This is a genomic window from Psychrobacter sp. 1044 (assembly GCF_904846525.1).
Lineage (GTDB): Bacteria > Pseudomonadota > Gammaproteobacteria > Pseudomonadales > Moraxellaceae > Psychrobacter.
Map to the genome: position 1 here is coordinate 34,813 of NZ_CAJHAZ010000003.1, position 21,070 is coordinate 55,882.

Consider the following 21,070-nt stretch of genomic DNA (forward strand, 5'->3'; position numbering starts at 1 on the left):
CCTATTATGGCAAAACCTACCTATTTTTATGGCATTCATGCGATTGATGCCTTACTCGAATATCGTCCTTTAGATGGGCTAAGCTTGTTTGTGCAGCAAGGTCGTGAGACTGATAGCCATGTACAAGCGATTATGGCGCAAGCACGTGACAATGGTATCAGTATCCAACCCACGCAAAAAGACAAACTCACGCAATTGTGTGGCAGCCCGCAGCACCAAGGTGTGGTGCTGAATGCGCGTCCTTTAGGATTTGCTGATGAAGGCTTGCTTGCTACCCTTGCTGGGCGTGACCAATGCTTATTATTGGTCTTAGATCAAATTACGGATGCACATAACTTTGGTGCTTGCTTGCGTACCGCAGTGGCGATGGGTGTGGATGCCGTGGTTTGTCCGAAACATCATGCGGCAAGTCTGACACCAACAGTGGCTAAAGTATCAGTCGGTGCAGCAGAGATGATGCCGATTATTAGTGTTACCAATCTGGCACGTACGCTCACGCAAATCAAAAATGCTGGGGTATTTGTGTTTGGTACAGCGCTTAATGCGGATGCCAAACCCATTCATGCTGCTGATCTGACTGGCAAAACAGCCATTATCATGGGTTCAGAAGGTGAGGGGATGCGTCGCCTGACTATGGAGAGCTGTGATGAGCTGGTGTATATTCCGATGTCAGGAAATGAGCATGGCAACCTTCAAAGTCTAAATGTGAGTGTTGCCACTGGTATGGCGCTATATGAAGTCAATCGACAGCGTACTTTAGCTGTTGGGCAAGCTTAAGATATTCTTGGTGTAATGGCGCTAGTTGCACATACAGAGCCGCAAGATCACTTTCGTTGAGCACCACATCATCTGCATGACGATTACGCTCTTCGCGGCTCAGCTGATTCACCATGATGGCTTTGATTTTTTGTATACTTTGTTCGTCGCGCTGACTGGCACGCGCAATCTGCGTATCCTCGGTGGCATCCATTACTAAGATACGTTGGCATAAATTGGCAAGTCCTGCTTCTGCTGCTTCAATAAGTAGAGGCGCTGACAATATCACGTAAGGCGAAGTACTGGTTGCCAACTGTGCTTTTGCTGCTTCGCGTATCGCTGGGTGAGTGATTGCTTCTAACTCAATCAATGCCTCAGGATGTGAAAAGACGTGCGTTCTTACTGCCACTCGATCCATTGATCCATCACTATTCAACACCCAATCACCAAATTTTTTCTGGATTTTGTGCAGAGTGTTGCTACCTTTAGCGACGACTTCATGGGCAATCACATCCGCATCGATAATATCAATGCCTTGCTCAGCGAACCAAGCACTCGCAGCGGACTTACCACTACCGATACCACCCGTTAAGCCAACTACTAAAGTTTTGCTTTTCTTTTGCGGGGTCTGGGGCTTATGAGAATAAGGTGAAAATGATCGTTTTGACATAATAATGACTTATCTGCTCGATATAATGACAGTGATGGTTATAAGCTAAGAAAGTATTTTGGTGCCTATTTTAAGATTTGGTGTCTGTTTAAAAAGGAGTGACCGAAATACTTTCTAGGACAATTTAGTAAGTATACATGCCGAGATACCAGTTGACGATATCTGAGCCATATAATAAAGCAACAATACCAGCGATAGCGATATAAGGACCAAAGGCAAACGGCTTGCTTTCACCCTGCTTCTTCATCAAAATAATCCCAACAATTGAGCCTAATAGAGAAGACAATAAAATAATCAATGGCAACATCATGGGCCCAAGCCAAGCACCTAATACTGCCAATAATTTGAAATCTCCCTGCCCCATACCATGCTTTTTAGTGATTAGATAAAATATCTTAACCACTATCCACAATGACAAAAATCCTAGCAATAAGCCCCAAATTGACTGGGTAGGTGAGACAAACCAGCCTTGTGAATTCACTGCTAATCCTAAACCTGCTAATGGAAAGGTCAAGCGATCAGGCAGTAATTGGGTATCAAAATCAATACCAGTTAATGCAACCAGCGTCCATACCAAAATCAGGGCTGACAAGCCAGCTGCAGTTACGCCAAACTGATAAATTACTAACATTGATAGTAGGGCTGTTGCTAGCTCAACCAGTGGATAACGCAGTCCAATCGCAGTTTTACATTCTGAGCAACGGCCACGTAATATTAACCAGCTAATTAACGGTATGTTTTCGTACCATTTTATTTTGTGGGCGCAATGAGGGCAGCGTGAGGCTGGTCGACTCAAAGTAATCGGCTGGTCAGCTGCTACGATATTTGTTAGGGGCAGAGTGTGTTCGCGAGGCATGTCTGCTTGTTCTGACATAAACTGGCTGCACTCTTGTCGCCAGCTATAAACCATCATCAGCGGAATACGGTGAATCACCACATTTAAAAAACTGCCAACGCAAAGACCTAATAGGCCGAATATGCCTAAAGCGATAGGCATATTGTCTTGTAATAACTCTATAAATTGCATGAACAAGCTGTCCTTTAAATAGCTTTTAGCCTACTACTGAGCCCATCTGGAAAATCGGTAAATACATGGCAATCACCAAGCCACCTACTAATACACCGAGCACCGCCATAATCATAGGCTCCATCAAGCTAGTTAGACCATCAACGGCGTTATCCACTTCATTTTCATAATAGACAGCAACTTTATCTAACATCTCTTCCAAACTACCGGATTCTTCACCAATACCAACCATTTGAATAGCCATACTTGGAAATAAATTAGTAGAACGTATTGAAAACTGTAGCTGTTGACCAGTAGAAACATCATTTTTGATTTGCTGAGTGGCATTATAAAATACAACATTATTGGTTGCACCCGCTGTAGAATCGAGGGCATCAATAAGCGGCACGCCTGCAGCAAAGGTCGTCGATAGTGTACGAGCAAAACGCGCAATAATCGCTTGATAAGCGATATTGCCAAATACTGGAACCTTTAAAACCGCACGGTCTAAAAAGTCACGGAATTTCTTAGAGCGTTTTTTCGTCTCTGAAAAGCCAACGATAGTACCGCCGATAATGATGATTAAAATAAACCACCACGCCTGCATCCACTCAGACATATTGACAACCATTTGGGTAAAAGCAGGCAGCTCTGCACCAAAAGATTCGAATAAATCTGAGAAAACTGGAACTACTTTTATCAATAGAATCATGGTGACAATGATAGCGACTACGATGACTGCAATAGGGTATTTTACTGCTTTTTTAATTTTAGATTTAAGTAATTCACTTTTTTCTTTATAGGTAGCAACGCGTTCAAGCATGGTTTCCAGTGCACCTGACTGCTCACCAGAATCGACGAGTGAACAAAACAGATCATCAAAATAACGAGGATGCTTACGCAATGCAGAAGCAAAAGTCCCACCCGCTTCAATGTCCGATTTTATTTGTAATACCAAGTCTTTCATACTGGGATTATCAAGTGAGTCAGCAACAATCTCAAAGGATTGGGTCAATGGCACGCCTGCTTTCATCATAGTAGCCAATTGACGGGCAAAAATAGCAATATCGATAGGTTTGATGGATTTCTTGAAAGTGTAAAGCGGCTTCGGTTTTTTCTTGATACCTTTGACGCTGATACCTTGTTTGCGTAAAGTGGCTTTTGCTAACTCTAAACTACGGCTGGTGGTCTCTCCCTTCACTTTTTGTCCGCGTCGATTCACCCCATCATAGACAAAGTCTAACAGCATGTCGGTCTTCGCTTTTGCCATGTTACTACCCTCAAAATATTGTCTAATATAGATATTGCAAAGATGTACAACGATGCCTGACTCATTACATAAAAGAGGCATACTTTATTTTAACGTAAAAAACCAGTATAACTCTGTTTTATATTTAAGTATATCTGGTAGGGATTATTGCTAATTTATAAAATTCCGTACGATTAACGCACATTATATCAGTCCTCATATAAATAATGGCATTACTCATATAAGGACAGTTTTAAATTTCCAAATACCCGTTTATCAGTACATTACTAAAAGCTGTTTTTTCGACAACTCAAGATTAAAAAGTAGTTGGTTCAGTCACTTCAAACGTTCCTCTTTAGTGATCAGCAGTGTCTGTTTTTTTGTGCGTATGCAACATGCGAATAGCCAGTATTCTTACTCAGAAGTAACGCGCATCATTTCTTGAATACTGGTTACGCCTTGTAAGACTTTTAAAATCCCAGAGCGACGCAGGTCTCGGAAGCCATTTTTAAGTGCAGCGTCTTTGATATCTATCGCGTTACCATCTTCCATAATGATACGTGAGATATCAGGGCTGACTTTCATGACTTCGTAGATACCGACTCGTCCTTTATAACCTTCACGGCATTCATTACAGCCTACTGGCTCGTGAATGATATTGTCTGGATTGTCCAAATCAGCGTCTGTAAAGCCGAGCTCAAGCAGACTTTGCTTAGGGATGTTAATAGGTTTTTTGCAGTTTTTACACAAACGTCGTGCTAGGCGCTGGGCGATAACCAAGTTCACTGAAGTCGCGATATTAAAGGAGGCCACACCCATGTTCCGCAGCCGCGTCAGTGTTTCAGGTGCTGAGTTGGTATGTAGGGTTGAGAGCACCATGTGCCCTGTTTGCGCTGCTTTAATTGCAATTTCAGCAGTCTCAAGGTCACGAATCTCACCGACCATGACAATATCAGGATCTTGGCGTAAAAAAGATTTGAGGGCATTTGCGAAAGTTAGACCCACTTTTGGATTGACGTTGACTTGATTGATCCCCTCCAAGTTAATCTCCACTGGATCTTCAGCAGTGGATATGTTGGTCGCGCCAGTATTTAAAATATTAATACCAGTATAAAGCGACACGGTCTTACCAGAACCAGTTGGTCCCGTGATAAGCAACATACCTTGCGGTTTATGCAGTGCCTCTAAAAACATATCTTTCTGATCAGGTTCATAGCCGAGCGCTTCAATACCCAACATCGCTGAAGAGGGGTCCAAAATACGAAGTACAAGTTTTTCGCCAAATAGGGTAGGCAGACAGCTTACTCGAAAGTCGATGGCTTTATCTTTAGATATCTTGAGCTTGATACGTCCATCTTGTGGCACACGGCGCTCTGAAATATCCATCTGCGACATGACTTTTAAACGAGCTGCGATTTTCCCAGCCAGTTGTACAGGTGGATTGGCCATTTTTTGCATCACCCCATCGACACGAAAGCGAACGCGATAGGTTTTTTCGTAGGGTTCAAAGTGCAAATCAGAGGCGCCCATACGAATGGCATCAACCAGCATTTTATTAACAAATTTTACAACAGGTGCTTCCTCGACGCTATCACTAAGCTTGGTCTCGCTTTCCTCTTCTTCACCTTCATCAAAGCCAATATTTAAATCGCTATCAGAGAAGCTATCAAAATTTTGCATGGTATCAGCGTAAAGACTCTCAATACGCTTTTTTAACTTATCTTCTTCGACGACAATAGTTTCAATAGACAGCCGTGAATTAAAAGCAATAGCGTCGATTGCATCCACACGAGTTGGATCACTCAATGCTACGAATAAACGCTGTCCTCGTTTGAATAGTGGCAACGCATTAAATTTACGAACGATTTTTTCATCTACTAAGTCTTTTGGAATGACATCAACATGTAAAGCATCAAGATCGAAAAGAGGATCACCAAAAGCTTGTGACAACATCTGCGCAAGATGATAAGCATCTGCCAATTTATTGTCGACTAGGTAGGGCACTAGTCCTACTTGTTGCTGTTGCGATTCGGTCTGCGCAATTTTCATATTCGCTTCGCTGACGATACCTTCGCTGATTAGCTGGTGCGCTAAACCACCATATTTGCTCGTGGTGATAGACATTACGACTTCTCCTTAATACCCAATATGCTATATATTTGTCTGAAATCCATATACTTCTGAGAGCCATTTACTATTATAAATTTTAACAGATACCTGCTATAAGTCATTGTTAGCCTTTAGGCTATCATTAATAACAGTCAATGCAGAGATGCTCTTGCAAGAGACTTAGCAGAGAAAGCGTTTTAATAGTGTAGGTTATCAGTAGCTTGGTCATTAGATTATTGATAATGTTCTGTTATATATAGACACAATACTATAAAACATTACTTTAGTTTAAAGATTTTATATGGACGATTGAGTGCTTGACCCAAAAAATCATAGCTTGAGACAATGTCTAGGGCGTGTCTTCAATTCAATAGACTATTTTCTAAATAGGCTAAATTCTGCCAAACATCGTTTAATAGCCTATCAATATCTCGATAATATTTGTGCTGCTTTCCTTGTTTGACAGTAATTTATCTCATTTTTATCATTATTTTTTAGAGTGAGGACATGCCCTAGTAAATATTTGCATTGACTGTCTGTTTTTCTGCTGGCGGCAGCATACTATAGCACTTGGGAATTATTTGTTATACTGGCGCGCATATTAGCCAAATTGGCAAGAATAGATGAAACAAGGTAGATGAGTATGCAAGCTTGGGTAATTGGTAATTGGAAACAAAATCCAGCAACGAGTCACGACGTCGATTTATTGTTGAATAATTTGTTGACTACGATTGATGCTAAAGAGCAAGCCGCCACAGAACGGTCAAATAGTCGCTGTCAGTTGATGGTGGCACCAAGCTGTATTCATCTGGCAGCTGTCAGTGCGCGTTTAGTCGGTAGTTCGATATTGAGTGCAGCGCAAGACGTCAGTGCGCATAGTGCTAGCGTTGGCGCTTATACGGGCGATTGCTCAGCACAGCAAATAGCAGACGCTGGGGCAACTTGGACGATACTGGGTCATTCTGAGCGTCGCCAGTATCATAGCGAGTCTCACGATACGTTATTGCAAAAAGTGACTCACGCACTCACCCAAGGTTTGGGCGTGGTATTTTGTATTGGTGAAACTCAGGCTCAATATGATGATAAGCAAACCCTTGACGTAATTGACACTCAGTTATCAGTAATAAAAGAAGTGATTACTACCCAACCTGATCTCATGTCATCACTATCTGATCGACTGATCATTGCTTATGAACCAGTATGGGCGATTGGTACTGGCAAAGTCCCAACCGTGAGCGAAGTCAGTCAAACGCATCAGCATATTAAGCAAACCATCACAGGCTTTGCAGAATCACTAAAGGTAATGAGTGTGCTATATGGTGGTAGTGTCAATGCGGACAATGCTGATAGCTTTGCCGCAGATCCTATGATTGATGGGGCATTGGTTGGCGGCGCATCATTAAAGGTAGAGAGTTTTTTGGCAATTGCCAATGCCTTTAGTCGAGCTAAAGACTAGTTAATAGAGATAAAACGTGCATTTCATAGCGGTCTCGATTATAAAATGTCTTTATCAGTTGGCAAAAGTAGGTTTAACAGTGCCCTTGCAATCGTGTACAATGCGCCTTATTTATATAATCGATTTGGCAGCATTACCCGTCAATTGCTATTCCTATTAACCGTAAGATTTATTTTCCGTTATCAGTCGTCATTACGCGGCAAAAGAGGCCACCATGTTTACGTTTATATTAGCCCTGCATATTATCGTGGCGATTGCCATGATCGGCTTGATTTTGATACAGCATGGTAAAGGGGCAGACGCTGGAGCTTCTTTTGGCGCTGGCTCGTCAGGTACGGTCTTTGGTGCGGCAGGAACAGCGAACTTTTTAACGCGTGCGACAGCAGTCTTAACAGTGATATTCTTTATCACCAGTATGACGCTAGCCGTTCACGCGCGCAAACAGGCTGAAGATCAGTTCCGTTTAGATGCACCTGTGTCAGCACCACAAACGCCGCGTCCATTGACACAGAATCCTCAATAACTGTATTTTAAAGACACTTGCCTTTAATAGCTGTCTTTAGTCATTGCCTTTTAATTGAGGCAGCTCTTGCTATTTTGAGACGTTAGATTTACAATGCTTTTCTGTTTTAGCAGTCTGATTCTATCGATGCCTACCTTAAGCATCTATTATGATAGATTAGATAGTAATAATAGAGCAGTGAAAAATGCGATTGTGGTGGAATGGTAGACACGCCATCTTGAGGGGGTGGTGGCGCAAGCTGTGGGGGTTCAAGTCCCCCCAATCGCACCAAGTTTTTAAAGTTGTAACGTATTAAGTGCGGCGTTAGTAATATAGGTAAGAAATTTAGTTTAATTTATTTAAAATAAAGATTGACACTTATATAAAACCCTCCTATAATACGCACCATAGATTGATGCGGGGTGGAGCAGTCTGGTAGCTCGTCGGGCTCATAACCCGAAGGTCGTTGGTTCAAATCCAGCCCCCGCTACCACTTTTTATACTGATGTTTTGTACACTAAATTTGTCAGTAACGATTAGCCCACCATTATGTTTGTGGGTTTTTTTGTATCTGACGGTCAGTGGTATCGCGGTATCTATCCTACTTATGCTAAGCTCTAGTTCTATAGAGTGCGATATTATTCGTTATTGGTTGTCACCTGCCGCTATCGGCGCGCTGCTTCTTAAGCACACTATCCTTTATTCCTCACTCCTTTATCGATAGTACTGCTTTGTGAATAATAAAAGCATTGTCTGGCTGAGCTTGATGTTTTTTGTGCTCATCCCTATATAAGCGCATATCATATAAAATAATATGTTTGTGATTTAAGATAATATAATGACTGTGTCTCTTACTAATAAATAAATTTCATGAGTGAGCGACAATTACGCGGTTTACTAAGTACGATAGATACGTGAATAGGAAAAGATAAATAGATTATGAAGCTTTCAACCAAAGTTACAGAACTGACCAATATTATTGCTCCTGCCGTCGCGGCTTGCGATGTGGCATTATGGGGTATCGAGTTTGCACCGCAAGGCAATCGCTCTTTATTACGCATTTATATTGAGGCATTGCCAGAAGAGCAGGCCCAAAATAAACAAGTAACCATTGAAAACTGTGCAGCAGTGAACCATCAAGTGAGCGGTATTCTTGAGGTTCATGATCCGATTGCTGGTGAGTTTATCTTAGAAGTTTCTTCACCAGGTTTCGACCGTGCATTCTTTTCCGATGAGCAGATGCATGCCTATGTTGGTCAAACTGTCAGCTTGCGTCTAATACAAGCGATTGGTGAAGGTGATCAAAAACGTCGCAAAGCGACAGGTACTTTAGATAGTATCGATGCAAATGTCTTAAATCTGACATCAAGCGATGGTCAGCAGTTTGAGATTGCGCTGAGTAATATTGATAAAGCCAATTTGATTTATGAAGATGCCTAAGCTTTTGTACAGCTTGGTTTGATTTGAAAACTTGAAGTAACAAATCATTCATCAGCATTTTAATATCCAAACAGCTTATATAGCTTACGGTGAAAATATAATAGCAATACATAAATTATAAAATTTAAGTCAATTAAAAATGATAGGACAGGTATAGCATGAGTCGTGAAATCTTAACGGTAGTAGAAACTGTCAGTAATGAAAAGGGCTTAAATCCTGAAGATATCTTTGAAGCGATAGAAGATGCTTTGGTGGTATCGACTAAGAAAAAAGTATACACCGAACAGCCAGAAGTGGCAGTACGGGTTGCTATCGACCGTACAACGGGCGATTATGATACTTATCGTTACTGGACAGTGGTTGCAGATGAAGACCATGAAATGCCTGCTTGTCAGCTAGCCATCAGCGATCTTGATCCAGAAGAATGGTCAATCGGCGATGTCAAAGAAGAACAGATTGAATCGATTGAGTTTGGTCGTATTGCTGCGACGCAAGCCAAACAAGTCATCATCCAAAAGATTCGTGAAGCTGAGCGTAATTTAGTAGCAGATGCTTTTGAGCCGCGTGTTGGCGAGATGATGTATGGTGAAGTCAAGAAGCAGACTCGTGATGGCTATATCATTGATCTAGGTGACAATGCCGAAGGCTATTTGTCACGTGATCAGATGCTGCCGCGTGAGCAATTACGTGCAAAATCACGTATCAATGCCATTTTGTATCATGTCAACCGTGAAAACCGCGGCGCTCAGTTGCTACTGTCTCGTACTCATCCTGAAATGCTTTCAGCATTGATGCAAAAAGAAGTGCCTGAGATTGCCGAACAAATTATTGAAATCCGCAACGTCGCGCGCTTGCCGGGTACTCGTGCTAAAATAGCTGTGAAAACCAACGATCATCGTATCGATCCAGTTGGCGCTTGTATTGGTATGCGTGGTACACGTATCCAAGCCGTACAGCAGGAGCTTGATGGCGAACGCATTGATGTGGTGGTGTGGTCAGATGATCCAGCACAGTTCATTATCAGTGCTTTAGAGCCAGCTGACGTCAGTAGCATCATCTTGGATGAAGACACGCAAACAGCTGATATTATCTTTAGCACCAATGATCAGTTGGCGCGTGCGATCGGTTCACAAGGTCAAAACGTACGTTTGGCGTCTGAGCTAACGGGCTATAAGCTTAATATGATGCTAGAAGAAGAATATCAGCAGCGTCAACAAAACGAATCGAAAGCCTTTATCGAATTATTCTATGAACGTTTAGAAGTGGATAAAGACTTAGCACAAGCACTTGTCGATATTGGTTTTACCAGTATTGAAGAAGTGGCTTACGTACCAGTTGAAACCTTTTATGATATTGAAGGTCTAGACGATGAAGCAATTGAGATGATTCAAGAGCGTGCAAAAGAAGTGGTCATCGCTGATGAGCTGGTCAAACAACAGAACATGAAAGAGCCAAGTCAAGAGCTACAAGAGCTTGAAGGTATGACAGTCAATTGGGCCTATAAAATGGCACAAAAAGACATTATTACCGTTGATGATTTGGCAGAACAAGCAGTCTTCGATCTCGAAGATATCGAAGGTTTAGACTCTGAAACCGCAGGAAAACTCATCATGAAAGCTCGGGAATCTTGGTTCAATGAATAAGCGGTAACTGCATATCGCTGTCTTTTAGTGATATGCTATCGATAATAAAGTGCTGGTGTCAAAGCAGTACCAATACCAGCCTTACCCCAATCATTTGTAGCCAACAACTGAATTGAACATATAGCAAATAATAGACAGTAGGTGATAATAAATGGCAGATAAGACCGTCAAAGAACTGGCAGATATGGTAGGCAAAACCGCAAGTGCTGTACAACAGCAATTGGTAGATGCTGGACTGCCTGCTCGTGCAGAGGGTGACCTAGTCACTGAGCTTGAGCAAGAGAAGTTGGTGACGTATTTAAAGCAAAGTCATGGTCAGCAAGAAAAGCGTCGTATTAGTCTTAAATCTAAGACAACTAGCACTGCGCGCGTGACCGGCTCTTCAGGTAAATCTAAGAGCGTCAATGTGGAAGTGCGTAAAAAGAAAGTATTTGAAAAGCCTGATCCAGAAAAAATGGCTGAAGAGTTGGCTGCGCGTGAGCAAGCGATGATTGAGTCGCAAGAACGTGCTGCTAAAGATGCTGAAGAGCGTGCTGCTACCAAGAAAAAATCTGAAGAACGTCAAGCTGCAACCTTGGCTGCAATGCGTGCAAGCTTAGGCTCTAGCAAAAAGTCAGATGATAAAAACGACGATATCTCAACCTCAGTGGTTGTGAAAAAAGGTGGCAAAACCACTGTCGAAGTCAAACCTAAAGACCAACCGAAGAAAAAAGTTGCAGCGACGAAACCGAAAGTTGAAACGGCGGTTGAGCGTAAAGCGCGCGAAATGCGTGAGAAAGAAGAAGCTCGTTTACGTGAAATCGAAACAGAAACACGCCGTGCTCAAGCTGAAGAAGCACAGAAACGTACGCTTGAACAAATGCGTAAAATGGCTGGAAAATATACAGATCAGCCTGCTTCTGAAGTTCGTAAAGATGAGCCACTCGCTGAAGGTTTGGTTGGTGATGCCTTAGAAGAATCATTTGAAAAAGAACGTCGTGAAATCAAGCGTGGCACCAGTAGTACTAGTGCTCGTGGCCGTGGTCGTCGTAAGAATCAAGATGAGCGTGAAATCAAAAACCGTAAAAACGGTTTGCGTTCAACGCAAGCATCACAGCATAAGTTCGAAAAACCTGTTGAAAAAATTGTTTACGATGTTGAGATTAGTGAACAAATTACAGTCGCAGATCTTGCTCAACGTATGGCAGTTAAAGCGCGCGAAGTCACCAAATTGCTTATGAAAATGGGTGAGATGGCTCGTGAGTCAGATACGATTGATCAAGCGACAGCAAGTTTGCTCGTTGAAGAGATGGGTCACAATCCAGTACTGGTTAGTGATACTAAGGTTGAAGACGATCTACAAGACGCCGTTGATGAGCGTAGCAGTAACGTTCAAACTCGTCCGCCAGTAGTCACGATCATGGGTCATGTCGATCACGGTAAGACATCATTACTTGATAAAATTCGTGAAACAAAAGTGGCAACTGGTGAAGCAGGTGGTATTACTCAGCATATTGGTGCTTATCACGTTAAAACCGATCGCGGTGTGATTACCTTCCTTGATACTCCAGGTCACGCGGCCTTTAGTGCTATGCGTTCACGCGGTGCACAGGCGACTGATATTGTTGTGTTAGTTGTTGCCGCTGATGATGGTATGATGCCGCAAACAGCAGAAGCTATTGATCATGCTCGTGCTGCTGGTACGCCAATTATCGTTGCAATTAATAAAATGGATAAGCCAAGCGCTGATCCAGATCGCGTTCTTAATGAATTGACTGCTAAAGAAGTTGTTTCAGAAGAGTGGGGCGGCGATACGCCAATGGCTCGCATCTCAGCCAAAACCGGTGATGGTATTGATGAGCTGTTAGAACTTATTAGCCTACAAGCTGAACTAATGGAGCTAGAAGCACCGTTAGATGGCGCTGCTCAAGGTGTGGTCATTGAATCAAGACTTGAAAAAGGGCGCGGTCCGGTTGTTAGTGTCTTAGTTAAAAAAGGCACATTAAAGCAAGGCGACTTGGTCTTGGCAGGCGAGCATTACGGTAAAGTTCGTGCGATGACTGATGAACATGGTAAGCGTATTCAATCAGCGGGTCCTTCTATCCCTGTAGAAATTTTAGGCCTACCTGAAACGCCAGCAGCTGGCAGCGAGTTCTTAGTCTTAACCGACGAGAAAAAAGCTCGTGAAGTGGCAGAGTTTAGAAGCAACCGTGAGCGTCAACTTGAACGTCAGAATGCCATGCGTTTAGAAAGCATGTTTGATCAGATGGAACAAGGTGATGTGTCATTCTTGAATATCGTATTGAAAACCGATGTTCGTGGTTCGCTTGAAGCACTGCTTTCAGCATTGAATGAGCTATCAACTGATGAAGTTAAAGTCAGAGTAATCAGCTCAGGCGTCGGTCCTATCTCTGAATCTGATGTGACACTTGCAGAATCTAGCGAAGCGGTATTGTTAGGTTTCAACGTTCGTGCTGATGCGACCGCACGTCGCAAAGCGGATGCCGCCAACATGGATATCCGTTATTACAGCGTTATCTATGGTTTGATTGATGATGTCAAAGCAGCTATGAGTGGTATGCTTGCGCCAGAACATCGTGAGAAAATCCTTGGTGTTGCAGACGTTCGTGAAGTATTCCGTTCTAGTAAGTTCGGTGCTGCTGCTGGTTGTATGGTGGTTGAAGGTACAATTTATCGCAACAAACCTATCCGCGTATTGCGTGATGACCAAGTTATCTTTACCGGTCAATTGCAATCATTGCGTCGCTATAAAGAAGACGTTAATGAAGTACGTACTGGTATGGAATGTGGTATGGCTGTTCGTGGCTATGATGTCGAAGCTGGCGATAAGATCGAAGTCTTTGAAATCCAAGAGTTTGCACGTACTATCTAACGTTACAGTTCGATAGCAGGATATCTAATCATGCAATATGCTTAATCAGCTGAGCAGATTAGTATCTTCTTAATATCTAGCTGTACTTAGGCCTAACAGGTACATCCTGCTAGGCCTTTTTTACCAACTATTAGTCCTAAAATTTGTTAATAAGCCAATATATCAATCAGTGAAAATAAGCCATATTAAAGTAAGGTAACAATATGAACCAACGTCTACAACGCTTAGCCGACCAAATTCAACGTGAGCTTGCTGTTCTCATCCGTGATGCAGTCAATGACCCTCGTTTAACTGGTTTTGTCACTATTTCTAGTGTCAAAGTTAGTCCTGACCTAGGGTATGCTGATGTCTATGTCACCATCATGGAGCCTGAGCTTAATGATTCCATGAATAAGACCAATCATGAAGAAAGCATCAAAGTACTTAATAAAGCGGCGGGTTTTTTGCGCACCGAATTAAGCCACAGCCTAAAAACACGTACCACACCACGCTTGCGTTTTCATTATGACGAAGTGACTGCTCGTGGTAATTACATGATGGATTTAATCAGTAAAGCAGTTATTAAGACTGAAGAAAATGAGTCAGACGAGCAAGAAAACGAAGGGTAAAAGTCGTTATGTCTATCGCATCTACGCAAGCGGATAAAAAGTCTAGTAATCACCCTAACAAGATTAAAGTCTCGGGTGTTATTTTAGTTGATAAACCCAAAGGCATGACTTCTCAGCAAGTGGTGTCGAAGGTGAAGTATCTTTTTAAATCGCTAAATCATGATAGTAAAAAAGCGGGGCACACAGGGACACTTGATCCAATGGCAACGGGTCTATTGCCGATTTGTATGGGTGAAGCGACGAAATTTAGCCATTATCAGCTAGATGCAGACAAATCTTATCAAGCAACTATTCTACTTGGTGGTCAAACTGATACTGGTGATGCCGATGGTCAAATCGTTGCACAAGCACCCATTCCAAAATTTGATGATGTACTTTTAGACAAAGTCGCCCAGCAGTTTTTAGGTGCCCAGCAGCAGATACCACCGATGTATTCTGCACTAAAAAAGGATGGCAAAAAACTCTATGAGTATGCTCGTGCTGGTATTGAAGTAGAACGAGCGCCTAGAGATATTGTAATCAAGGCCATTGATTTAAAAGCGCTTGATCATGAGAAAATTCAATTGACAGTGACCTGTACTAAAGGGACTTATGTGCGTGTACTTGGTGAAGACATCGCCAAAGCGATGGGTACATTAGGGCATTTGACTGCATTACGCCGTACGCAGGTTGGTGATTTTAAAATCAATGATGCGATTACTTTGTCAGACTTAGAAGCATTAGCGTTTGATAACAGGCAAGAGCAATTGATGCCGGTAGATGCTTGCATTAATATTGAAGCTGAGATGGTATTGACGGTTGAGCAGTGTGAGCGTATACACATGGGTCAACGTTTGAATGTATTTGAGCAACTGACAGACAGTCTGCGCGACTATATTTCAACTAGTATCAGTCATCAGTCGTCTGTGTCAGAAAACAACGATATTCAACTAGATAGTGATATGGTTAGTAGTGACGATGACCAACAACCCTTGATCCATGAGATTCCAGCTGATATTCGTTTGATAAATCAGCAAGGTCAGTTTCTTGGATTGGGTGCCGTAAGTCTCAACGGTAGATTGCAGCCTAAAAAATTAATCCAGCGTTAATGTTACGGTTCTTATATAACCCTCGTTTAAACACGATTTAGCTTACTAATAGTTTACACTAATCACATATCCTCACATTTTATTGCAGGTTTCACCTATGGTGTAACCTGTTTTTTTTGTACTTTAGATCTACCGGATAGGAAGTCTGGATAGAAAAATAAATCGAACTAAGACTCTAAGAATAAGAACATAAAAAAATAATAAGATAAAAAGTCATATATCAAAAATAAAAACTAGGTTCGAAAGAGAATATTTAATAGGAACAAGATGGGTCAAAGGAAGACTATACAGCCAATAATAATAACGATTTATAAAAATAAAGTATGAATAATAAAAATACCAAAAGAAAATCACTCATAACGAAAAAAGGAATATCATGAAAACCATTGCTTTTTTACTACACAATAACTTCGAGCAAGCAGAATACGAAGAGGTTAATAATCAACTCAAAGATAAAGGTTACAAGACACTTCTTATAACCACAAATAAAGAAAAAGAAGTGCAAGCCATGCAGCAAGATGTAGACAAAGGCGACACCTTTATTGCTGATATTTTTGCAAAAGACGCAAGCGTTTCTGATTATGATGCGTTGGTACTACCAGGTGGTACTGTCAATGCGGATACGATTCGTGGCAATGAAGAGGCTCATAGTATTATCAATGCTATCAATGATGCAGGCAAGCCATTAGCTGTCATTTGCCATGCTCCTTGGGCACTTATCAATACAGGTATTGCTAAAGGTAAAACACTTACTGCTTATCATACGTTGCAGATAGATTTAGAAAACGCTGGTGCAAAATTTGTAGATCAAACAGTACAGGTAGACGGTAATTTGATTACCTCACGTAATCCAGATGATATCAGCAATTTCGTTGATGCTATTGATAAGGCGTTATCTTAATTTTTCTACCCACTTATTGAGTAATTAATTACTTATATTTCTTAAACATTCACAACCGTAACTGAGGAAAATATTATGTCAAACTCTAACCCAAACGATACCAAGCTTGAGCAACAACGTTCTGAATCAGCAACTGCAGCGCTTAAAGGCCAAACTGAGAACAATCATATTGAAGATAGTGAAGCCGCAGCAGATCGTATTGCGGACAACCTAGGAAATGCTAAAGAAGACAAGTAGAGTATGTAAAGTGTCAGCCATAGTAGGGTGACACTGATATATTGGCTTATCACCTCAATATCACTGATGACATTTGCATTTCAATGTAAAAAGTATAAAACAGCTACTTCAAAAAATAATAATTCAGGAGCTAATATGAGTAATTCATTGAATAACATGGATGAGCAAGAAAAAGAGATTGAAAGGCTTGCAGAAGACATTAATCCTAGTGAGCATGCTACTCCTGATAGTTTAGCAGAAGTTACCACAGCTGCACCGCTTGAAGATGATGAGTTAGGCGGTAACGCAACGGAAGATGACGTCAAGTAATAAGCAAATTCTATTGCCTATTGACGGATGATTTAACTATAAAAAATAAATCTGACTTTACAAGTATTATGAAAAACTGCTGCTAGTTCAGCAGTTTTTTGTTATAATCACCGTCACATTTACATTAGGTTGAGATAAGACATCGTGCTTCATAGGCTGTCCAAAACGGATAGTTATATTAAGTGGTCTCTCATCGCAGCTTATTCTAAATGGTCGTTATGACTAATTAGCTTGTCGTACACTAGGTCAACTCTAGTAATGCAGGGTTGTCCTGAATGACGTGTAGGCTATTTTATTTACTATTCTACTGCTTTAGATCCTACTCAAATTCGAGAATATCTTAAAGCTTTTAGCATTGCCGGAGATATTTATGCTAACTAATACCGATCGCGAACAAATCATTGCTCAATACCAACGTGGCGAAAATGACACTGGTTCTCCAGAAGTTCAAGTAGCACTATTGAGTGCTCGTATCAACGATTTGCAGAACCATTTTAAAGCACATAAAGCTGATCATCATAGCCGTCGCGGTCTTATCCGTATGGTTAACACGCGTCGTAAATTGCTTGATTACCTAAAAGGTAAAGATCTTGGTCGTTACACCACGCTTATCAGCCAGTTAGGTCTACGTCGTTAATCTAACGACAATAGTACGAGTAGATGCTAAAACAAAAGAATCCATCATATGGTGCTATTCTAGAAATTTTGCTGAATCGCTTGGAACTTGCTTGTTGCTATCGATAAAATAGATTTTTCTAAAAACGGTGTGGAATAGTTTCACGCCGTTTTTTTATGCTTATTCATTTTCAAGATTGATTTTGGATAGCATTGGTTATAAAGACCAATTCAAGTAGGTAATAGAATTTTTCGTGAAAACAGTAATACTAGAGCTAAGTGTTTTCTATCGATAATTGCTGTGTTCGGCAATTCATTGGTCAATGGCTATAAATCACTGTAAAATAATGCCTTGTGAGTTTGATAATATATCTACTATATATATGGTGACTATTTATAAAATACCTATTTCTTAGCTTATAGAATAGCTAGCTGCGCTAATACCTGACTCTCAAAAGCGCAGAAAAATAGTCTGTAGGGTTTTTAGCACCGAAGTCTTTTGACTTAAGGTCTTTTTGATAGTATTTATAGTAAAGCCAAAATTGAATGACCAAATATACACAATAGTACGATGTCTAGCGCCGATAGGCATATGGAATAACTAGGTAATGTTATTGGCACTGGTTGAGATGATTTCTGAGAGAAAGACTGTCAATTATTAGTCATATACACTAGTAGTCACATACACAGAATTTTAATGAAAAATATCAGCATTTTTATAATGCTGATATTACTTTCGTCAGTCAACATTAGGAAGATTATATGACAATGTTTAACACCATTAAGCGTGAATTTCAGTATGGCAACCAACAGGTTGTGATCGAGACAGGTCGTATTGCTCGTCAAGCAAACTCTATCTTAGTACATATGGGCGGCGTTACGGTACTTGTCGCAGCAGTGGTAAAGTCAGAGGCTAAAGAAGGTCAAAACTTCTTTCCGCTAACGGTTAACTATCAAGAAAAAATGTATGCAGCGGGCAAAATCCCAGGTGCCTATGGCAAACGTGAAGGTCGTGCAAGCGAGTTCGAAACCCTAACCTCACGCTTGATTGACCGCCCGATTCGTCCGCTATTCCCTGAAGGTTATGTTAACGAAATTCAAATTACGGCAACGGTTGTTTCATCAGATAAAACGCAGTCTGCAGATATCGCAGCCTTAATCGGTGCTTCAGCAGCATTGGCCATCTCTGATGCACCATTCAATGGTCCAGTCGCAGCTGCCCGTGTTGGCTTTATCAACGGCGAGTACATCCTGAACCCAACGATTGAGCAGCTTAAAGAGAGTGATCTTGATTTGGTTGTGGCTGGTACGAAATCTGCGGTACTAATGGTTGAATCTGAAGCGGCAGAGCTGTCAGAAGATCAAATGCTAGGCGCGGTATTATATGGTCATCAACAACAGCAAATCGTTATTGATAACATTGCTTCAATGGCAGAAGAAATCGGTACTGCTAAGCAGCAGTATACTGCCCCTGAGCGTGATCAAGCGCTTACCAGCAGCATGAAAGAACAGTTCGGTGAGCAAGTTGCTGACGCTTATACGATTACTGATAAGCAAGCTCGTTATACTAAGCTTGATGACATTAAGCAATCAATTATCGATGCGCTCGCTGGTGATGCTGAGTCAGAAACTTACGCTGATACGGTATCTGAGCTAAAAGAAATTTATAATGATCTTAAATATCGTACGGTTCGTGACAATATCTTGTCAGGTAAGCCGCGTATTGATGGTCGTGATCTTGAGACTGTTCGTGCCCTCGACGTACAAGTTGGTGTATTGCCATACACGCATGGTTCAGCATTGTTCACACGCGGTGAAACGCAGGCATTGGTTACGACTACGCTTGGTAACAGCCGTGATGTCAACATGATTGACTCACTAGGTGGCACGATTCGTGACCATTTCATGCTGCATTACAACTTCCCACATTTCTCAGTTGGTGAGACGGGACGCGAAGGTATTCCAAAACGTCGTGAAATCGGTCATGGTCGTCTAGCTCGCCGCGGTGTACAAGCGATGCTACCGGATAGCGAACGCTTCCCTTATGTCATCCGTGTGGTATCAGAGATTACTGAGTCAAATGGTTCATCTTCTATGGCGTCTGTTTGCGGCGCAAGCTTGGCATTGATGGATGCTGGTGTTCCACTAAAAGCACCAGTTGCTGGTATCGCTATGGGTCTGGTTAAAGAAGGTGAGCGTTTCGCTGTACTATCAGACATCTTAGGTGATGAAGATCATCTTGGCGATATGGATTTTAAAGTTGCTGGTTCTAAAGATGGTATCACTGCGCTGCAGATGGACATCAAAATCGAAGGTATTACCCCTGACATCATGGAGCAGGCACTTAAGCAAGCCCATGCTGGTCGTATCCATATTTTGGACGCGATGAATAAAGTATTGCCTGAGAGCCGTACTGAAATCAACGCTCATGCACCAAACTATGCGGTTATCGAAATCAATCCGGATAAAATCCGTGACGTAATCGGTAAAGGCGGCGCGATGATTCGTCAGCTAACCGAAGAGACTGGCGCAGTTATCGATATCGATGATGGCGGCACGATTCGTATTTTTGGTGAGAACAAAGCGGCAACTAAAGCAGCTATCGGTAGAATCGAAGCATTGACGGCAGAAGTTGAAGTGGGCAAAACTTATGAAGGTACGGTTGCTCGTATCGTTGATTTTGGCGCGTTTATTAACGTCTTGCCAAACACTGATGGCTTGGTACACATCTCACAAATCGCTGAAGAGCGCGTTGAGAATGTTTCTGACTACCTAAAAGAAGGTCAGATCGTTAAAGTCTTCGTCCAAGACGTCGATAACCGTGGTCGTATTAAATTGACTATGAAAGGTATCGAACAAAGCTAATCGATATCTAATGTAGTCAACATCCAAAAACCGCTTTAAGTCTCTCGTCATGAGCGCTTAAGGCGGTTTTTTTTATGGGTGTAAAATCTTGTTTTCAGTAGAATATCTTATTAAAGTAACTGGCCTATATCAAAGTGATTGGTCTATATTAAAGTCTTTAGGAAGGTGAATATCGATTCGAACTTTAGGCAAATCTTGTAGGTGCTGTAAGAGTAACGGTAAGATGTCAGCGTGCCAGTCTAACGCAACTGAGCCTGTGTTTGCTAAATTGGCTGCGTTGGACACGTTAGCTCTATCATTTCGTGAGTGGTTATGAATAAGTGGACGTGCCAGTAGGGCAATTCTACGAATACCTTGATAACGGATGAGCGGGATAAGCTGCTCAGATAAATCATTCAGCGCGGCAATCAACCATTGTGACCGTGTGGGGTGGTAAGGATGATTTGATACCACAAGATTAGCGATATAACTGGGCTGATTACCATTACTGCTGATACTTAAACCAGCTTGCTCAAGCGCGCGTTTATGCAGTAAGCAGCTGCCAACACTCAGACTGCCATCGCGGCATGCGCGATAGTAACGTTGATAATTATCAGCAAATAAAGTTTTAGCTTTTGTGAGAACAGGATCTAAAAGAATCCCTGCAGTATTGACTGGTAGAATAAGCAGCTGCGCGCTACTATTTAAGATAGGGGCGTGGGTAAGTTGCAAAGTCGCCATTGTCAGCCCCTTGATAAAAGTCTA

Annotated in this window: 18 protein-coding genes and 2 tRNA genes; 15 read left to right on the forward strand and 5 right to left on the reverse strand. The window is 41.7% G+C overall.

Features of this window, described 5'->3' with window-relative positions:
• The first annotated feature begins 6 nt into the window (after positions 1-6).
• On the forward strand, positions 7-777 hold the full coding sequence (gene rlmB / locus JMX82_RS02700) for a 23S rRNA (guanosine(2251)-2'-O)-methyltransferase RlmB (RefSeq protein ID WP_198330480.1): 771 nt from the start codon (positions 7-9) through the stop codon (positions 775-777).
• Here the strand turns inward: rlmB and coaE are convergent.
• From coaE to pilB, 4 genes are all read right to left on the reverse strand, one after another.
• Entirely contained in the window at positions 740-1,426 is a 687-nt protein-coding gene (gene coaE, locus JMX82_RS02705; protein WP_201539382.1) for a dephospho-CoA kinase, read from the reverse strand. The genes rlmB and coaE overlap by 38 nt on opposite strands.
• Positions 1,427-1,550: 124 nt before the next feature.
• Positions 1,551-2,453, reverse strand: coding sequence for a prepilin peptidase (locus JMX82_RS02710; protein ID WP_201539383.1), 903 nt, complete (start codon positions 2,451-2,453; stop codon positions 1,551-1,553).
• Between the two features lie 25 nt (positions 2,454-2,478).
• A complete protein-coding gene (locus JMX82_RS02715) occupies positions 2,479-3,702 on the reverse strand; it encodes a type II secretion system F family protein (RefSeq protein WP_201539384.1) in 1,224 nt (407 codons plus the stop codon).
• A 393-nt stretch (positions 3,703-4,095) separates the two neighbouring features.
• Positions 4,096-5,805, reverse strand: a complete 1,710-nt coding sequence (gene pilB, locus JMX82_RS02720) for a type IV-A pilus assembly ATPase PilB (RefSeq protein WP_201539385.1) — start codon at positions 5,803-5,805, stop codon at positions 4,096-4,098.
• Between the two features lie 628 nt (positions 5,806-6,433).
• Between pilB and tpiA the strand changes: the two genes are divergently transcribed.
• The 14 genes from tpiA to pnp all read left to right on the forward strand — a co-directional run bounded on the left by tpiA (position 6,434) and on the right by pnp (position 20,326).
• Positions 6,434-7,246 carry a triose-phosphate isomerase gene (tpiA, locus tag JMX82_RS02725; protein ID WP_201539386.1) on the forward strand — a complete coding sequence of 271 codons (813 nt, stop codon included), beginning with the start codon at positions 6,434-6,436 and terminating at the stop codon, positions 7,244-7,246.
• Positions 7,247-7,460: 214 nt separating this feature from the next.
• Positions 7,461-7,769, forward strand: coding sequence for a preprotein translocase subunit SecG (secG, locus tag JMX82_RS02730; RefSeq protein ID WP_025652589.1), 309 nt, complete (start codon positions 7,461-7,463; stop codon positions 7,767-7,769).
• A 186-nt stretch (positions 7,770-7,955) separates the two neighbouring features.
• A tRNA-Leu gene (locus JMX82_RS02735) sits at positions 7,956-8,039 on the forward strand.
• A gap of 125 nt (positions 8,040-8,164) precedes the next feature.
• Positions 8,165-8,241: transfer RNA gene (locus tag JMX82_RS02740), tRNA-Met, on the forward strand.
• A 446-nt stretch (positions 8,242-8,687) separates the two neighbouring features.
• The gene (rimP, locus tag JMX82_RS02745) at positions 8,688-9,188 is read left to right on the forward strand and encodes a ribosome maturation factor RimP (protein WP_045454872.1); all 501 of its coding nucleotides are present in this window, start codon (positions 8,688-8,690) and stop codon (positions 9,186-9,188) included.
• Positions 9,189-9,346: 158 nt separating this feature from the next.
• Entirely contained in the window at positions 9,347-10,831 is a 1,485-nt protein-coding gene (gene nusA, locus JMX82_RS02750; protein WP_055123697.1) for a transcription termination factor NusA, read from the forward strand.
• Positions 10,832-10,982: 151 nt separating this feature from the next.
• Entirely contained in the window at positions 10,983-13,703 is a 2,721-nt protein-coding gene (gene infB / locus JMX82_RS02755; protein ID WP_201539387.1) for a translation initiation factor IF-2, read from the forward strand.
• A gap of 203 nt (positions 13,704-13,906) precedes the next feature.
• Positions 13,907-14,311 (forward strand): ribosome-binding factor A, encoded by a 405-nt coding sequence (locus tag JMX82_RS02760; protein ID WP_201539388.1) that lies wholly within the window; start codon positions 13,907-13,909, stop codon positions 14,309-14,311.
• An 8-nt stretch (positions 14,312-14,319) separates the two neighbouring features.
• Positions 14,320-15,399 carry a tRNA pseudouridine(55) synthase TruB gene (gene truB / locus JMX82_RS02765; protein ID WP_201539389.1) on the forward strand — a complete coding sequence of 360 codons (1,080 nt, stop codon included), beginning with the start codon at positions 14,320-14,322 and terminating at the stop codon, positions 15,397-15,399.
• 376 nt (positions 15,400-15,775) lie between these two features.
• Positions 15,776-16,300: a type 1 glutamine amidotransferase domain-containing protein gene (locus JMX82_RS02770; protein WP_201539390.1), complete on the forward strand. Its 525-nt coding sequence runs from the start codon at positions 15,776-15,778 to the stop codon at positions 16,298-16,300.
• A 75-nt stretch (positions 16,301-16,375) separates the two neighbouring features.
• On the forward strand, positions 16,376-16,537 hold the full coding sequence (locus tag JMX82_RS02775) for a hypothetical protein (RefSeq protein WP_201539391.1): 162 nt from the start codon (positions 16,376-16,378) through the stop codon (positions 16,535-16,537).
• Positions 16,538-16,672: 135 nt separating this feature from the next.
• On the forward strand, positions 16,673-16,846 hold the full coding sequence (locus JMX82_RS02780) for a hypothetical protein (RefSeq protein ID WP_201539392.1): 174 nt from the start codon (positions 16,673-16,675) through the stop codon (positions 16,844-16,846).
• A gap of 370 nt (positions 16,847-17,216) precedes the next feature.
• On the forward strand, positions 17,217-17,483 hold the full coding sequence (rpsO, locus tag JMX82_RS02785) for a 30S ribosomal protein S15 (protein ID WP_045443035.1): 267 nt from the start codon (positions 17,217-17,219) through the stop codon (positions 17,481-17,483).
• A 740-nt stretch (positions 17,484-18,223) separates the two neighbouring features.
• Positions 18,224-20,326: a polyribonucleotide nucleotidyltransferase gene (gene pnp, locus JMX82_RS02790; RefSeq protein WP_201539393.1), complete on the forward strand. Its 2,103-nt coding sequence runs from the start codon at positions 18,224-18,226 to the stop codon at positions 20,324-20,326.
• Between the two features lie 129 nt (positions 20,327-20,455).
• Here the strand turns inward: pnp and JMX82_RS02795 are convergent, their stop codons facing one another.
• Complete coding sequence (locus tag JMX82_RS02795; RefSeq protein WP_201539394.1) at positions 20,456-21,046, reverse strand: hypothetical protein; 591 nt, start codon at positions 21,044-21,046, stop codon at positions 20,456-20,458.
• Between the last annotated feature and the right edge of the window lie 24 nt (positions 21,047-21,070).

Excerpts from the sequence above, each read along its gene's own strand:
- rlmB (WP_198330480.1), top strand. The coding sequence starts at position 7 with ATGGCAAAACCTACCTATTTTTATGGCATTCATGCGATTGATGCCTTA.
- coaE (WP_201539382.1), bottom strand. The coding sequence starts at position 1,426 with ATGTCAAAACGATCATTTTCACCTTATTCTCATAAGCCCCAGACCCCG.
- JMX82_RS02710 (WP_201539383.1), bottom strand. The coding sequence starts at position 2,453 with ATGCAATTTATAGAGTTATTACAAGACAATATGCCTATCGCTTTAGGC.
- JMX82_RS02715 (WP_201539384.1), bottom strand. The coding sequence starts at position 3,702 with ATGGCAAAAGCGAAGACCGACATGCTGTTAGACTTTGTCTATGATGGG.
- pilB (WP_201539385.1), bottom strand. The coding sequence starts at position 5,805 with ATGTCTATCACCACGAGCAAATATGGTGGTTTAGCGCACCAGCTAATC.
- tpiA (WP_201539386.1), top strand. The coding sequence starts at position 6,434 with ATGCAAGCTTGGGTAATTGGTAATTGGAAACAAAATCCAGCAACGAGT.
- secG (WP_025652589.1), top strand. The coding sequence starts at position 7,461 with ATGTTTACGTTTATATTAGCCCTGCATATTATCGTGGCGATTGCCATG.
- rimP (WP_045454872.1), top strand. The coding sequence starts at position 8,688 with ATGAAGCTTTCAACCAAAGTTACAGAACTGACCAATATTATTGCTCCT.
- nusA (WP_055123697.1), top strand. The coding sequence starts at position 9,347 with ATGAGTCGTGAAATCTTAACGGTAGTAGAAACTGTCAGTAATGAAAAG.
- infB (WP_201539387.1), top strand. The coding sequence starts at position 10,983 with ATGGCAGATAAGACCGTCAAAGAACTGGCAGATATGGTAGGCAAAACC.
- JMX82_RS02760 (WP_201539388.1), top strand. The coding sequence starts at position 13,907 with ATGAACCAACGTCTACAACGCTTAGCCGACCAAATTCAACGTGAGCTT.
- truB (WP_201539389.1), top strand. The coding sequence starts at position 14,320 with ATGTCTATCGCATCTACGCAAGCGGATAAAAAGTCTAGTAATCACCCT.
- JMX82_RS02770 (WP_201539390.1), top strand. The coding sequence starts at position 15,776 with ATGAAAACCATTGCTTTTTTACTACACAATAACTTCGAGCAAGCAGAA.
- JMX82_RS02775 (WP_201539391.1), top strand. The coding sequence starts at position 16,376 with ATGTCAAACTCTAACCCAAACGATACCAAGCTTGAGCAACAACGTTCT.
- JMX82_RS02780 (WP_201539392.1), top strand. The coding sequence starts at position 16,673 with ATGAGTAATTCATTGAATAACATGGATGAGCAAGAAAAAGAGATTGAA.
- rpsO (WP_045443035.1), top strand. The coding sequence starts at position 17,217 with ATGCTAACTAATACCGATCGCGAACAAATCATTGCTCAATACCAACGT.
- pnp (WP_201539393.1), top strand. The coding sequence starts at position 18,224 with ATGACAATGTTTAACACCATTAAGCGTGAATTTCAGTATGGCAACCAA.
- JMX82_RS02795 (WP_201539394.1), bottom strand. The coding sequence starts at position 21,046 with ATGGCGACTTTGCAACTTACCCACGCCCCTATCTTAAATAGTAGCGCG.